The 14,987-nt window shown below is 67.9% G+C and carries 14 protein-coding genes; 8 read left to right on the top strand and 6 right to left on the bottom strand.

What is annotated here, in order from left to right:
- Positions 1–16 precede the first annotated feature (16 nt).
- The 6 genes from ACLBYA_RS22130 to ACLBYA_RS22105 all read right to left on the bottom strand — a co-directional run bounded on the left by ACLBYA_RS22130 (position 17) and on the right by ACLBYA_RS22105 (position 4,574).
- Entirely contained in the window at positions 17–682 is a 666-nt protein-coding gene (locus ACLBYA_RS22130) for an urease accessory protein UreF (RefSeq protein WP_447711595.1), read from the bottom strand.
- A gap of 15 nt (positions 683–697) precedes the next feature.
- A complete protein-coding gene (locus ACLBYA_RS22125) occupies positions 698–2,419 on the bottom strand; it encodes an urease subunit alpha (protein ID WP_447711594.1) in 1,722 nt (573 codons plus the stop codon).
- Positions 2,420–2,561: 142 nt separating this feature from the next.
- A complete protein-coding gene (locus tag ACLBYA_RS22120) occupies positions 2,562–2,873 on the bottom strand; it encodes an urease subunit beta (protein WP_447711711.1) in 312 nt (103 codons plus the stop codon).
- A 13-nt stretch (positions 2,874–2,886) separates the two neighbouring features.
- Positions 2,887–3,189 carry an urease subunit gamma gene (locus tag ACLBYA_RS22115; RefSeq protein ID WP_447711593.1) on the bottom strand — a complete coding sequence of 101 codons (303 nt, stop codon included), beginning with the start codon at positions 3,187–3,189 and terminating at the stop codon, positions 2,887–2,889.
- A 46-nt stretch (positions 3,190–3,235) separates the two neighbouring features.
- Positions 3,236–3,637: a PaaI family thioesterase gene (locus ACLBYA_RS22110; RefSeq protein WP_447711592.1), complete on the bottom strand. Its 402-nt coding sequence runs from the start codon at positions 3,635–3,637 to the stop codon at positions 3,236–3,238.
- A 157-nt stretch (positions 3,638–3,794) separates the two neighbouring features.
- On the bottom strand, positions 3,795–4,574 hold the full coding sequence (locus ACLBYA_RS22105; protein WP_447711591.1) for an iron reductase: 780 nt from the start codon (positions 4,572–4,574) through the stop codon (positions 3,795–3,797).
- 217 nt (positions 4,575–4,791) lie between these two features.
- On the opposite strand from ACLBYA_RS22105, the gene ACLBYA_RS22100 reads away from it, so the two are divergent.
- The 8 genes from ACLBYA_RS22100 to ACLBYA_RS22065 all read left to right on the top strand — a co-directional run bounded on the left by ACLBYA_RS22100 (position 4,792) and on the right by ACLBYA_RS22065 (position 14,981).
- Positions 4,792–5,208: a BlaI/MecI/CopY family transcriptional regulator gene (locus tag ACLBYA_RS22100; protein WP_447711590.1), complete on the top strand. Its 417-nt coding sequence runs from the start codon at positions 4,792–4,794 to the stop codon at positions 5,206–5,208.
- A 14-nt stretch (positions 5,209–5,222) separates the two neighbouring features.
- Positions 5,223–6,170 carry a M56 family metallopeptidase gene (locus ACLBYA_RS22095; protein ID WP_447711589.1) on the top strand — a complete coding sequence of 316 codons (948 nt, stop codon included), beginning with the start codon at positions 5,223–5,225 and terminating at the stop codon, positions 6,168–6,170.
- A gap of 81 nt (positions 6,171–6,251) precedes the next feature.
- A complete protein-coding gene (gndA, locus tag ACLBYA_RS22090) occupies positions 6,252–7,706 on the top strand; it encodes an NADP-dependent phosphogluconate dehydrogenase (protein ID WP_447711588.1) in 1,455 nt (484 codons plus the stop codon).
- Between the two features lie 122 nt (positions 7,707–7,828).
- A complete protein-coding gene (locus ACLBYA_RS22085; RefSeq protein ID WP_447711587.1) occupies positions 7,829–9,265 on the top strand; it encodes a GuaB1 family IMP dehydrogenase-related protein in 1,437 nt (478 codons plus the stop codon).
- A gap of 227 nt (positions 9,266–9,492) precedes the next feature.
- Positions 9,493–10,848 carry a hemolysin family protein gene (locus ACLBYA_RS22080; protein ID WP_447711586.1) on the top strand — a complete coding sequence of 452 codons (1,356 nt, stop codon included), beginning with the start codon at positions 9,493–9,495 and terminating at the stop codon, positions 10,846–10,848.
- On the top strand, positions 10,838–11,890 hold the full coding sequence (locus ACLBYA_RS22075) for a hemolysin family protein (protein WP_447711585.1): 1,053 nt from the start codon (positions 10,838–10,840) through the stop codon (positions 11,888–11,890). The genes ACLBYA_RS22080 and ACLBYA_RS22075 overlap by 11 nt, the downstream gene beginning before the upstream one ends.
- The gene (locus ACLBYA_RS22070) at positions 11,890–12,783 is read left to right on the top strand and encodes a 3-methyladenine DNA glycosylase (protein WP_447711584.1); all 894 of its coding nucleotides are present in this window, start codon (positions 11,890–11,892) and stop codon (positions 12,781–12,783) included. Before ACLBYA_RS22075 ends, ACLBYA_RS22070 begins: the two co-directional genes overlap by 1 nt.
- A gap of 26 nt (positions 12,784–12,809) precedes the next feature.
- Positions 12,810–14,981, top strand: a complete 2,172-nt coding sequence (locus tag ACLBYA_RS22065; RefSeq protein WP_447711583.1) for a malate synthase G — start codon at positions 12,810–12,812, stop codon at positions 14,979–14,981.
- Positions 14,982–14,987 lie beyond the last annotated feature (6 nt).

Genomic DNA, 14,987 nt, shown 5'->3' with positions numbered 1-14,987 from the left:
GGCCGTCCTTTCGTGGTCAGGAGGAGAAGAGTGGGCGCTCGCGGGCGGCGTGATCTTCGGCCAGCACGTCGAGCAGCGGATCGGACAGGTCGGCGATCTCGGTGACCGCCGCGGCGGCCGTCTGTTCACACAGTTCGGCCAGTTCGAAGGTCAGCACCGCGACATCGGCGGGGTCCAGGGCCAGCAGCCGCTGGGCGGCCGTCGCCGTCCCGGTCATGGTGGTGTAGACCAGCGACAGCGCGGTGTGCTCGGGCGTGACCGCGCCTGCGATGCCCACCACGCCGGCCACCACCGCCAGATGCGGTTTGGTGCCGAGCCCCGCCCAGCCGGTTGATTCCCCCGTCGCTGCGCTCGCCCCGAAGTCCGGCCAGACCCGGCGGGCCAGTCGCGCCAGGCCCCGGCCCTGCGCGCGCGAGGCCGCCCGGGCAGCGGGTGAGGGTGTGCGGGCATCGGTTTCCGCGTCGGCCGCCTCGACCGTCAGCGTGCCGGCGTGCACCGCGGCGGCCAGCGATGCACTGACCAGACCCTGGGTGCGGATCCTCCGGGTCAGATAGGCGCGCAGCGTCCCCAGATCGATCACCCGTCCGCTGGTGATCGCCTCCTCGATGCCGCCGGAGTGCACGTGCCCGCCGGTCGGCAGACGTGAATCCGCGAGCGTGAGAAGTGTTGCCAGAGAAGACATCGTGGACATGAATGGCTAGAACAGAAAATATCTCTGCGCCATCGGCAGTTCGGTGGCCGGCTGCTCGGCCCACACGTCACCGTCGATACGCACGGTGAAAGTGTCGGGGTCGACCTCGATGCGCGGCATGGCGTCATTGAGCGGCATATCGGCCTTACCGATCTGCCGAACATTCTTGACCGCCAACAGCTTTCGCCGGATATCGAGCCGGTCGGCCAGCCCGTCCTCGATTGCCGCGGGCGCGACGAAGTGCACCGAGGTAGCCGCGGCGGCGGCCGGGGCTGCGCCGAACATCGGGCGCGGCAACACCGGCTGCGGGGTCGGGATGGAGGCGTTGGCGTCACCCATCGCCGCCCAGGCGATCATGCCGCCCTTGACCACCGCGTGTGGGCGTACCCCGAAGAAGGCCGGTTCCCACAGCACCAGGTCGGCGAGCTTGCCGACCTCGACCGAACCGATCTCGTCATCGAGGCCATGCGCGACGGCGGGGCAGATCGTGTACTTGGCGACGTAGCGGCGGGCACGATTGTTGTCGGCTCGACCGTCACCGTCCAGTGCTCCCCGGCGCTGCTTCATCACATGGGCGGTCTGCCAGGTCCGCATCACCACCTCGCCGATGCGGCCCATCGCCTGGGCATCACTGCCGATCATCGAGATGGCGCCGATATCGTGCAGCAGGTCCTCGGCGGCGATGGTCGAGGGCCGGATGCGGCTTTCCGCGAACGCCAGATCTTCGGGGATGCTCGGGTTGAGGTGGTGACACACCATGAGCATGTCGAGATGCTCGTCGAGGGTATTGACGGTGTGCGGCCGGGTCGGATTCGTGGAGCTGGGCAACACATTCGGGTATGACGCGACGGTGATGATGTCCGGTGCGTGGCCGCCCCCGGCGCCCTCGGTGTGATACGCGTGGATCGAGCGGCCCTTGATGGCGGCCAGGGTGTCCTCGACGAAGGCCATCTCGTTGAGCGTGTCGGTGTGGATATTGGCCTGGACACCGGCGGCATCGGAGACGGTGAGGCAGGCATCGATGGCCGCCGGGGTGGTGCCCCAGTCCTCGTGCAGTTTGAAACCACCTGCACCGCCCCGCAATTGCTCCCACAAAGCGTCGGTATTGACCGTATTTCCTTTGCCCAGCAGCAGCACGTTCAGCGGCCAGTGATCGACGGCCTCCAGCATGCGGGCCAGGTGCCAGGCTCCGGGGGTGACCGTGGTGGCCTTGCTGCCCTCGGCCGGGCCGGTACCGCCGGCGATGATCGTGGTGATGCCGCCGCCGAGCGCCTCTTCCATGATCTGCGGGCAGATCAGGTGCACGTGACAGTCGATGGCGCCCGCGGTGACGATGCGTCCGTTACCGGCGATGATCTCGGTCGACGGGCCGACCACCAGATCGGGGTGCACGCCGGACATGATGTCGGGATTGCCGGCCTTGCCGATGGCGACGATACGGCCGTCCCGGATGCCGATGTCGGCCTTGATGATTCCCCAGTAATCGATGATCACCGCACCGGTGATGACGGTGTCCGGTGCGCCGTCGGCGCGGGTCGCCCGGGCCTGGCCCATCGATTCGCGCAGCACCTTGCCGCCACCGAAGACCGCCTCGTCACCGGCCAGTCCGGGTCCGCCGCTGCGGTCCTCGGTGATCTCGACGACCAGATCGGTATCGGCCAACCGGATCCGGTCACCGGTGGTGGGACCGAACAGGGCGGCGTAACGGTCGCGGGACAGCGAGCTCACTAGGGCGTATCCAATCTGTTCTTCGCGCAAGCGCTCATCACGAGTCCAACCGCTTCCTCGCGCAGTCGCTCATCACGAGTCCAACCGCTTCCTCGCGCAGTCGCTCATCACGAGTCCAACCGCTTCCTCGCGCAGTCGCTCATCACGAGTCCAACCGTCCGGGCGGGTTGAGGGACAGCCCGTACACCTCGCGGGTGCCGCTCAGCGGGACCAGCGAAACCGTCTGGGCGATACCGGGTTCGAAGCGCACGGCGGTGCCCGCCGGAATGTCGAGCCGGTGGCCGTGCGCGGCGGCCCGGTCGAAGTCCAGCGCCGAGTTCGCCTGCGGCAGATGCACATGGCTGCCGACCTGGACCGGGCGGTCACCGGCGTTGACCACCATCAACGTCAGACGTGTGGCACCGGAGTTCAGTTCGATCTCGCCGTCACCGAACAGGTACTCACCCGGAATGATCGTCATCGCTGCCTCACGGAATCGGGTGGTGGACGGTGACGAGTTTGGTGCCGTCCGGAAAGGTCGCCTCGACCTGGACGTCGTAGAGCATCTCCGGGATCCCGTCCATGACCTGCTCGCGGCTCAGTACCGCACGGCCGCTGACCATCAACTCCGCCACGGTGCGGCCGTCGCGGGCGCCTTCGAGGATGTGGTCGGTGATCAACGCGACGGCCTCGGGATGGTTCAGTTTCAGCCCGCGGTCCTGCCGACGGCGTGCGAGGTCGGCGGCATAGGAGATCAGCAGCCGTTCTTGTTCATGCGGCGTCAAACGCATAACGAACGATCCTGCCACGCCCGGCGGAAATCAGCAGCGCTGCGCGTCATTCGGCGATGTTCTGCAACCGAACCTGACCGCGTGCGACAGTTTTTCCGTCCTCGTCGCTGATCGTGATGAGCCACAGTTGTTGGCGGCGGCCGCGGTGAATCGGCGTCGAAACCGCCGTCACCGTGCCGGATTTGATGGCACGCAGGAAGTCGGTGTTGTTGTTCACGCCGACGACGGTGCCGCCGCCGTGCTCGGCGAGCCACACGTGGCCGGACACACTGGCCAGGCTCTCCACGATGGCGCAGTACACACCGCCGTGCACGATTCCCCACGGCTGCTTCACCTTGTCGGTGATGGTCAGCTGCGCGCGGCCGCCGTCCGGGGTCACCTCCAGATATTGCAGTCCCAGTTCACTGTCGAAGCCGGCGCCGAGGCCGGGCGGCACGGAAGAAGTCACGACCATCAGTCTCTACCTTGTATCTCTGCAGAAATGCGGAAGGGCCCCACGCTCGAAAGCGTGGGGCCCTTCCTTCGAGTGGACCGGGGGTCTCTGCAGCCCTCAGGACTCCGGCTCGGTCCGTTAGCCTCGCAAGAACAGCATAGGCAAGGCTTGCCTAATTTAGCAAGGCCTTCGCGGCGGGAAATCTGGCCGCGCCGCGCACCGGCAGGCCGAAACCGACCAGGGCGTCCAGGATCGCCTGACCGCGGCACATGCTCGTCAACTCACTGGAGCCGGCCAACAGCGGCACCTGAGTGGACGCACCGACCACGGCGGCGCCGACGATGTTCCACATCGCGCCGATCGAGATCGCGCCGTCACTGACCTCGTGGAGTTTGGCGAACAACGGAGCCAGCGCGCGGTGACTGCGGTGCGCCACCCAGGTCGTCAACGCCGCCTCACTGGGCAGCGCGACGATGCCGTCGCGGGTGGTGCGGACCGAGCCGACCGTGCAACGCTGCGCCAGATGCGGATCATCGGGCAGCGCGCGCAACGTCGGATCGACGACGCCGACCCAATCGATGGCGCCCTCGGAATCCACGTGCACCCAGAGGTTCTCCAGACCGGTGTCCCACGCGCGACCCTCCAGGGCGACCAACGGGACCACCCGGCCGATCACGACATGCGACAGGGTGGCCGCCAACTGCTGGGCCACCGCGGCCCGACTGTCGGTCTCGGCCACCGCGGCGTCGAACATGATGCGCAGCCGGTCCGTGGTGAGCACCTCGATCAGCGGCCACCAGCGCCGCCGGGACAGATCGCCCATCACGGCCACGCCGTACACCCGCGGGCACTCCGGATACAGCTCACGCAGTCGGCGGCTGGACTCATGCAGCGGCAGCGCCCGTCGAATCGACATGCGTGCGATCAGTGGATCGTCGACCACGACCGTCATCAGCACCTCCTTCTTCGGTTAGGTTAGCCTTACTATAGTCACGGCCGCCAATCGGGCCAGTACCTGTGACTGGGTTCACAGGAACATGGGAATGGCCTATTGACCGGCACGGGAGGGACCGCCGCCAGGCACACGACCTGGCGCGGAGATCGGATACGACGCACGGTAGTAACCGCGTAGTACCCTTGTTGTCATTGCTCAGGAGAGTGAACGGAACATGGCCAAGTTGACGCGACTCGGGGAACTCGAGCGCGAAGTGATGGAACACCTCTGGACCTCGCGCGAACCGCAAACGGTGCGCCAGGTCCATGAGGCGCTGGCCGCACGCCGCGACCTCGCCTACACCACGATCATGACGGTGCTCCAGCGCCTGGCGAAGAAGAATCTGGTCGTCCAGCACCGTGACGACCGCGCCCATCGCTACGCCCCGACACACGGCCGCGACGAGCTGGTGGCCGGACTGATGGTCGATGCGCTGGACCAGGCCGCCGACTCCGGTAGCCGCGAAGCGGCCCTGGTGCATTTTGTCGAACGCGTGGGCGCCGGCGAGGCCGCCGCACTGCGCCGTGCGCTGGCGGAATTGGAAGCCAAGCACGGAACTGGCGCACCGACTGGTAATTCCGGTACCGACTGAGGGACACTAACGGCGTGTCCGCGCTGGCCTTCTCCGTCGTCGCGCTGATGCTCGTCGGTCCGGTACCCGCGCTCCTCGCGCGCGCCTCCTGGCCGTTACGAGCACCACGCGCGGCGATCGTGCTGTGGCAGGCCATCGCCCTGGCGGCCGTGCTGTCCGCCTTCTCCGCAGGCATCGCGATCGCCAGCCGACTGTTCGTACCCGGACCCGATGGCCGCCCGACCGCCACCCTGACCAGTGAGATCGCGGTGCTCGGTTGGCCGCTGTGGACGCTCTACGTCGTGGTCTTCGCCCTGACGCTGCTGATCGGCGCCCGCCTGATCGTCGCCGTCGTCCAGGTCGGTGTCGCCACCCGGCGTCGACGTGCCCACCACCGCATGGTGGTCGACCTGGTCGGCAAGTCCCGCGATCAGGTCAGCACCCCGGCCCGGCGCCCCGCCGGGCTGCGCATCCTCGATGTCGCACAACCGATGGCCTACTGCCTGCCCGGTGTCCGCAGCCGTGTGGTGGTCAGCGAAGGCACCCTGACCTCGCTGTCGGAGAACGAGATCTCGGCCATCCTGACCCACGAGCGGGCCCACCTACGCGCCCGCCACGATCTGGTGCTGGAGATGTTCACCGCCGTGCACGCGGCGTTCCCGCGATTCGTCCGCAGCGGCAACGCACTCGACGCGGTGAAACTGCTGATCGAGCTGCTCGCCGACGATGCCGCGGTACGGGTGGCCGGGCCGACACCGCTGGCCCGCGCGCTTGTCGCGTGCGCCGGCGGGCGTACCCCGTCCGGTGCGCTGGCCGCCGGCGGACCCACCACGGTGGTCCGCGTCGAGCGTCTCTGCGGCAAGGGCAATAGTCTTGCTCTGGCCGTGGCGGCCTACATTGCCGCGGCCGCGATCCTGATCGTCCCCACCGTCGCGCTGGCGTTGCCGTGGCTGACCGAACTGCGCCGACTGTTCGGCAGTTAGCGGATAACACGCCGCCTCGGCGGCGATCTAGTCAGCGATAGATCCGACCTGCGAAGTGACCCCAACGCGAAAGGCTTCTGCATGACCAACTCGGGCAATACCGGTAAGGCACAGATCGGAGTCACGGGCCTCGCGGTCATGGGATCCAATATCGCGCGGAACTTCGCCCGGCACGGTTACACCGTTGCGTTGCACAACCGTTCGGTGGCCAAGACCGATGCGCTGCTGGCCGAACACGGCTCCGACGGCAACTTCGTGCGCTCCGAGACCATCGCCGAGTTCCTGGACGCGCTGGAGAAGCCGCGCCGGGTGCTGATCATGGTCAAGGCCGGCGATCCCACCGACGCCGTCATCAACGAACTCGCCGACGCCATGGAGGAAGGCGACATCATCATCGATGGTGGCAACGCCCTCTACACCGACACCATCCGCCGCGAGAAGGCGATCCGCGAGCGCGGCCTGCACTTTGTCGGCGCCGGCATCTCCGGTGGTGAAGAGGGTGCGCTCAACGGCCCGTCGATCATGCCCGGCGGCCCCGCCGAGTCCTATGTGTCGCTGGGCCCGCTGCTGGAGGAGATCTCCGCACACGTCGACGGCGTACCGTGCTGCACCCACATCGGCCCCGACGGCGCCGGCCACTTCGTCAAGATGGTGCACAACGGCATCGAGTACTCCGATATGCAGCTCATCGGCGAGGCCTACCAGCTGCTGCGCGACGGGCTGGGTCTGTCCGCGCCGGCGATCGCCGACATCTTCGCCGAGTGGAACTCCGGCGACCTGGACAGCTACCTGATCGAGATCACCGCCGAGGTGCTCAAGCAGACCGACGCCAAGACCGGTAAGCCGCTGGTCGACGTCATCGTCGACGAGGCCGAGCAGAAGGGCACCGGCCGCTGGACGGTCAAGTCGGCCCTGGATCTCGGTGTGCCGGTGACCGGTATCGCCGAGGCCGTCTTCGCCCGCGCACTGTCGGGGTCGGTCACCCAGCGCAAGGCGACCACCGGCCTGGCCTCCGGCGAGCTGGGTGAAAAGCCAAGCGATGCAGCCACCTTCATCGAAGATGTGCGCAAGGCGCTGTACGCGTCGAAGATCATCGCCTACGCCCAGGGCTTCAACCAGATCCAGGCCGGCTCCGACGAGCACGGCTGGGACATCACCCCCGGTGATATGGCAAGGATCTGGCGCGGCGGCTGCATCATCCGGGCCAAGTTCCTCAATCGGATCACCGAGGCCTTCGACGACAACGCCGAGCTGCCGACCTTGCTCGCCGCACCGTACTTCCGCGATGCGGTCGAGGCCGGTGTCGACGGCTGGCGCCGTGTGGTGGTGACCGCCACCCAGCTGGGCATCCCGGTGCCCGGATTCTCCTCCTCGCTGTCCTACTACGACGCGCTGCGCACCGAGCGGCTGCCCGCCGCGCTGACCCAGGGGCTGCGCGACTTCTTCGGCGCGCACACCTACGGCCGCACCGACGCACCCGAGGGCAAGAAGTTCCACACCCTGTGGAGCGGGGACCGTTCCGAGGTCGAGGCCTAGATTTTTCCCGGCGAGCTGGGGCACCTCCCGCTTGCGGGGGAACGCAAAACTGCACTTTTTGGCCGATTTTCAGCAGTTTTGTGTCTGCTCGCGGGAGAAACCGAGCGCACTAGACTCGGGGTATGCAGTTTCTCGATGGCCACGCCCCGCCGTATGACCTGACCTACAACGACGTCTTCATCGTGCCGGGACGGTCCGAGGCGGCATCGCGGTTCGATGTCGACCTGTCGACCGTCGACGGCTCGGGCACCACCATCCCGGTGGTGGTCGCCAACATGACCGCGGTGGCCGGACGCCGGATGGCCGAGACGATCGCCCGCCGCGGCGGCCTCGTGGTGCTGCCGCAGGACCTGCCGCTGTCGGCGGTGCAGCACACCATCGACTTCGTCAAGAGCCGCGATCTGGTCGCCGACACCCCCGTCCAGCTGGCCCCCGACGATTCGGTGACCGATGCGCTGGCGCTGATCCACAAGCGCGCCCACGGTGCGGCCGTCGTCGTCTTCGAGGGCCGCCCGATCGGAGTGGTCACCGAGGCGGCCTGCGCCGGGGTCGACCGTTTCGCCCGGGTCCGCGATATCGCCATCACCGACTTTGTCACCGCACCGGCGGGCACCGACCCGCGCAAGGTGTTCGACCTGCTGGAACACGCCCCCGTCGGGGTGGCGGTGCTGACCGACGCGGCCGGTGAACTGGCCGGGGTGCTGACCCGCACCGGCTCGGTGCGCGCCGGCATCTACTCGCCCGCCGTCGACGCGGCGGGACGGTTGCGGATCGCCGCTGCGGTAGGCATCAACGGTGACGTCGGCGCCAAGGCCCGCGGCCTGGCCGAAGCCGGTGCGGACCTGATCGTCATCGACACCGCCCACGGCCATCAGGCCAAGATGCTGGATGCCGTCGCCGCGGTCGCCGCACTCGATCTGGGGCTGCCGCTGGCCGCGGGCAACGTCGTCTCCGCCGGTGGCACCCGCGATCTGATCAACGCCGGCGCGTCCATCGTCAAGGTCGGTGTCGGCCCCGGCGCCATGTGCACCACCCGGATGATGACCGGCGTCGGACGCCCGCAGTTCTCGGCGGTTGTCGAATGTGCTTCGGCGGCATCACAACTCGGTGGCCATGTATGGGCCGACGGAGGTGTGCGGCATCCGCGCGACGTGGCACTGGCCCTGGCCGCCGGTGCCTCGAACGTGATGATCGGCTCGTGGTTCGCCGGAACCTACGAATCCCCCGGCGACCTGCTGCGCGACCGGGACGGCCGGCCGTACAAGGAGAGCTACGGGATGGCCTCCAAACGTGCGGTCGCGGCCCGCACTGCCGGGGACGGCGCGTTCGACCGGGCCCGCAAGGCGCTGTTCGAGGAGGGTATCTCCAGCTCCCGGATGGCGGTGGACCCGGCCCGCGGCGGGGTCGAGGACCTGCTGGACCACATCACCTCCGGCGTGCGCAGCACCTGCACCTACGTCGGCGCGACGACCCTGCCCGAACTGCACGAGAAGGTGGTGCTCGGTGTCCAGTCGGCGGCCGGATTCGCCGAGGGCCACCCGCTGCCGACCGGTTGGTGATATCGGCACGGCGTCACCCGTCGATGGCGAGCCGCTAGCATGTAGCCCATTCGGCTGCTGACAGAAAGGAATCCCGTGCCACAGGCACCCGTGGAGTCCCACGGTTCGTCATCGGGTCATGGGATTACGGCTGGCATCGCGGCCACCCCCACCGCCGAACCGAGTGACGCCGAACCCTCCTCTAGTCGGCCGGGCTGGCGGCCCGGCGACACTGCGGTGAGGTGGCGATGAACCTCACCATGACGCTGTTGAGCCTTCTCGCGTTCGTCCTGCTGACCGCGGGCACCGCGATCTTCGTGGCCGCCGAGTTCTCGCTGACGGCGCTGGAACGCAGCATCGTCGAGTCCAATGCCCGCAGCGGCGGGCAGCGCGATCAGTTCGTCCTCAAGGCGCACCGCACACTGTCCTTTCAGCTCTCCGGTGCCCAACTCGGCATCTCGATCACCACACTGGCCACCGGCTATCTGGCCGAACCGGTGGTGGCCCGGCTGCTGTACGCGCCGCTGACCGCGATCCGGGTGCCCGAGAGCTGGGTCGGCCCGCTGGCGTTGGCGCTGGCCCTGTTGATCGCCACCTCCGTGTCGATGATCTTCGGCGAGTTGGTGCCCAAGAATCTCGCCGTGTCCAAACCGCTGCCGACGGCTCGGTTCGCCGCCGCCCCGCAGTGGTACTTCTCCAAGCTGTTCACCCCGGTGATCAAGGCCACCAACGGAACCGCCAACTGGATCCTGCGCCGGATGGGCATCGAACCCGCCGAGGAACTGCGCTCGGCACGGTCCCCGCAGGAGCTGGTATCGCTGGTGCGCACCTCGGCGCGCAGCGGATCGCTGGACGCCGACACCGCCGTGCTGGTCGACCGCTCGCTGCAGTTCGGTGACCGCTCGGCCGAGGAGCTGATGACACCGCGGTCGAAGATCGAGTCCCTGGAGATCGAGGACACCGTCGCGGATCTGATGACCGCGGCCATCCGGACCGGGCATTCGCGGTTCCCGATCGTCGACGGCGACCTGGACCAGACGGTCGGGATGGTGCACGTCAAGCAGGTGTTCGAGGTCCCGGCCGAACTGCGGGCACGCACCAAACTGTCCCGGCTGGCGGTGCCGGTGCCGACCGTGCCGTCCACTCTCGACGGTGACGCGGTGATGACCCAGATCCGCGGTAACGGCATCCAGACCGCGATGGTCGTCGACGAATACGGCGGCACCGCGGGCATGGTGACGTTCGAGGATCTGATCGAGGAGATCGTCGGCGACGTCCGCGACGAGCACGACGACGCCACCCCCGATGTCGTGCAGAGCCGCACCGGCTGGCAGGTGTCGGGGCTGCTGCGCATCGACGAGGTGGATTCCGAGACCCCGTTCCGGGCCCCCGAGGGTGACTACGAGACCATCGGCGGCCTGGTGCTGGAGAAGCTGGGGCATATCCCCGATGTCGGCGAGACGGTGGAGCTGCACGAGTTCGACCCCGACCGACCCGGCGATCCGGCGGTGCGCTGGCAGGCCCGCGTGCTGAAGATGGACGGCCGCCGCATCGACCAGCTGGAGCTGGTCCAGGCTGATGAGGAGGCGAGCGGTGGGCGGTGATCTGTTCGCGGTCGGCCTGACCGTCCTGTTGCTGGGCCTGAACGCCTTTTTCGTCGGCTCCGAGTTCGCGCTCATCTCGGCCCGCCGCGACCGGTTGGAGGCGCTGGCCGAGCAGGGCAAAAAACGTGCCGTCACCGTCATGCGGGCCGGCGAGAACCTGTCGCTGATGCTCGCCGGTGCCCAGCTGGGCATCACGGTGTGCTCGATTCTGCTCGGCCGGGTCGGTGAGCCCGCGGTGGCGCATCTGCTGGAGAAACCGGCCGCCCTGCTGGGTATCGGCGACGCGATGTTGCACACCGTGTCCTTCGTCATCGCGCTGGCGATCGTGGTGACACTGCACGTGCTGCTCGGTGAGATGGTGCCCAAGAACATCGCCATCGCCGGCCCGGAGAGCACGGCGATGCTGCTGGTGCCGCCGTATCTGCTCTACATCCGGGCCGCCAAGCCGTTCATCGCGTTCTACAACTGGGCGGCCAACACCACGCTGCGTGCGCTGCGCGTCGAGCCCAAGGACGAACTCGACGTCACCGTGTCCACCGTCGAACTGTCGGACATGATCGCCGAGTCGCTGTCCGAGGGGCTGCTGGACCGCGAGGAGCACACCCGGCTGACCCGCGCCCTGCAGATCCGCGACCGTACCGTCGCCGATCTGGCGATCCCATTGGACCAGATCCGCGCCGTGCCGGTCACCGCGGCGGGCTCGGGACCGACGGTGGCCGCGGTCGAGGAGGCGCTGTCGGAGACCGGCTACTCCCGCTTCCCGATCACCGACGGAGGCGGCTTCTACATCGGCTATCTGCACATCAAGGATGTGCTGGCGCTGCTGGCCGAGGACACCGCGGTACTCGATGCGTCGATGATCCGGCCGCTGATCGAGGTGCCGTCCACGCTGCCGCTGCCCGATGCGCTGACCCGGTTGCGCCGCAACAAGAGCCACCTGGCGCTGGTCACCAACGGCGGCTACGTCACCGCCATGGTGACCCTGGAGGACCTGGTCGAGGACCTGGTCGGAACCGTGCGCGACGGAACGCACCGGGTGTGATGGCCGAGGTACTCGCCGAGCACGACTGGGCGGCCCGCGAGGCGGCCCACCAACGCCGGGCCGATGAGTTCCTGGCGCCGCATCAGGACCGGGCACGCCGGGGAGCCCCGCACCCGGTGTGGGACTTCCTGTTCACCTACTACAGCCTGCGGCCGCGACAGCTGCGCCGCTGGCATCCCGGCTTCGGGGTGGCACTCGCCGGCAGTGCGGCGCACCGGTTCCTGACCCGCGCCGGGTACGGAACAGACGCCGACGGTCATGTCGCGGTCTCCCCCGATCTGCTCGCCGCGCGCCGCGACACGGTGGAGTTCATCGCCGGACTGCTGCGCCGCACCGCCGGCCGGCCCGCCCGGTTCAACTGTTTCGGGCTGCACGAGTGGGCCATGGTGTATCGGTCCGACGAAGTCCGGCACGGTCGGGTGCCGCTGCGTCTCGGGTCGTCGGGCACCGATGCGGTGGTCGATTCGATGCCGCTGCGGTGCAGCCATTTCGACGCGTTCCGGTTCTTCACCCCGCCCGCCGCCGATCGCAACGCCGAACGCCTCACCAGGGAAGGCCAGGTCGCGACCGAGCAGCCGGGCTGCGTGCACGCCGCGATGGACTTGTACAAGTGGGCCTACAAGCTGGGGGCGCTGGTGCCCTCGGAGCTGCTGATGGACTGCCTGGATCTGGCCGCCGATGCCCGCGCCCTCGATATGTGTGCCAGCCCATACGACCTGACCGACTATGGTTTTTCAGCGATTGCCATCGAAACCGCGGCCGGCCGCGCCGAGTACGTCAAGGCACAGCAGGGCATCACCGAGCGTGCTGCGCCACTACGGGCAGCGTTGCTGGGCCACTGCGACCGACTGACCAGGGCAGGCGCGGGATCGACGGTAGTTACCCACGGGTAAACTTGACCGACTGCTGAGGAGGAATCATGACCGAGCGCGTGACTGTCGGAAACCTGCGGGTGGCCAAGGTGCTGCACGACTTCATCACCGATGAGGCGCTGCCGGGCACCGGTGTGGACCCCGACAGCTTCTGGGCCGGCGTGGACAAGGTCATCACCGACCTCACCCCGCAAAACCAGGACCTGCTGGCCCGCCGTGATGACCTGCAGGCCCAGATCGACAAGTGGCACCGCGCCCGGGTCATCGGCGAGTTCGACGCCCCCGGCTACAAGCAGTTCCTCACCGATATCGGCTACCTGATCCCCGAACCGGCCGACTTCGCCGTCACCACCTCCGGGGTCGATGCCGAGATCACCTCCACCGCCGGTCCGCAGCTGGTGGTCCCGATCCTCAACGCCCGCTTCGCGCTCAACGCCGCCAACGCCCGCTGGGGTTCGCTGTATGACGCGCTGTACGGCACCGACGTCATCTCCGACGAGGGCGGCGCCGAAGCCGGCTCCTCCTACAACAAGATCCGCGGTGACAAGGTCATCGCCTACGCCCGCAACTTCCTGGACGAGGCCGTGCCGCTCGCGTCGGGTTCCTGGGCCGATATCACCGAGATCAAGATCGAGGACGGCGCCCTGGTGCCCGCACTGGCCGATCCGAGCGCCTTCGTCGGCTACACCGGCGAGCTCGGCGCCGACGCCTGGTCGGTGCTACTGGAGCACAACGGCCTGCACATCGAGATCCTGATCGACCCGTCCTCGCCGATCGGGTCGACCGATGCGGCCGGCATCAAAGACGTCGTCCTGGAATCCGCGATCACCACGATCATGGACTTCGAGGACTCGGTCGCGGCCGTCGACGCCGAGGACAAGGTGCTCGGCTACCGCAACTGGCTGGGACTCAACCGCGGCGACCTCGCCGAAGAGGTGTCCAAGGGCGGCAAGTCCTTCACCCGCGTGCTCAACCCCGACCGCGTCTTCAGCGCCCCGGACGGCGAGGGCGAGCTCACCCTGCCCGGGCGCAGCCTGCTGTTCGTGCGCAACGTCGGGCACCTGATGACCAACGACGCGATCACCGACGCCGACGGCAACGAGATCCCCGAGGGCATTCAGGACGCCCTGTTCACCGGCCTGATCGCCATGCACGGTCTTTCCGATGACGAGGGCAACGGTCCGCACAAGAACTCGCGCACCGGGTCGGTGTACATCGTCAAACCCAAGATGCACGGCCCCGACGAGGTCGCGTTCACCTGCGAACTCTTCTCCCGCGTCGAAGACGTCCTCGGCCTCCCGGCGGCGACGTTGAAGGTCGGCATCATGGACGAAGAACGGCGCACGACGCTGAACCTGAAGGCGTGTATCAAGGCGGCCGCCGATCGGGTGGTGTTCATCAACACCGGCTTCCTGGACCGCACCGGCGACGAGATCCACACCTCCATGGAAGCCGGCCCGATGATCCGCAAGGGCGCGATGAAAACCCAGCCCTGGATCACCGCCTACGAGAACGCCAACGTCGACACCGGACTGGCCACCGGCCTGGCCGGCAAGGCGCAGATCGGCAAGGGCATGTGGGCCATGACCGACCTGATGGCCGACATGGTCGCCCAGAAGATCGGCCAACCCAAAGCCGGGGCCACCACCGCCTGGGTGCCCTCCCCGACCGCGGCCACCCTGCACGCCATGCACTACCACCAGGTCGACGTCGCCGCCGTGCAGAAAGAACTCGAAGGCAAGACCCGCTGGAGCATCGACGAGCTGCTGACCATCCCGCTGGCCGGTGAGCTGGCCTGGTCGACCGATGAGATCCACGAAGAGGTCGACAACAACTGCCAGTCGATCCTGGGTTATGTGGTGCGCTGGGTCGACGCCGGTGTGGGCTGTTCCAAGGTGCCCGACATCCACAATGTCGCGCTCATGGAAGATCGTGCCACCCTGCGGATCTCCAGCCAGCTGCTGGCCAACTGGCTGCACCACGGCGTCATCACCGAAGGTGACATCAAGGCCAGCCTGCGCCGGATGGCCGCCGTCGTCGACGAACAGAACGCCGCCGACCCCGACTACCTGCCGATGGCCACCGACCCCGAGGCCAGCATCGCGTTCCAGGCCGCCCAGGAACTCATCCTGGCCGGGGCCCAACAGCCCAGCGGCTACACCGAGCCGATCCTGCACCGGCGCCGCCGCGAGTTCAAGGCTGTGCACGCGAGCCAGTGACTAGAC

The organism is Mycobacterium sp. C31M, assembly GCF_053345865.1.
This window is presented reverse-complemented; position numbering and strand designations above follow the sequence as displayed.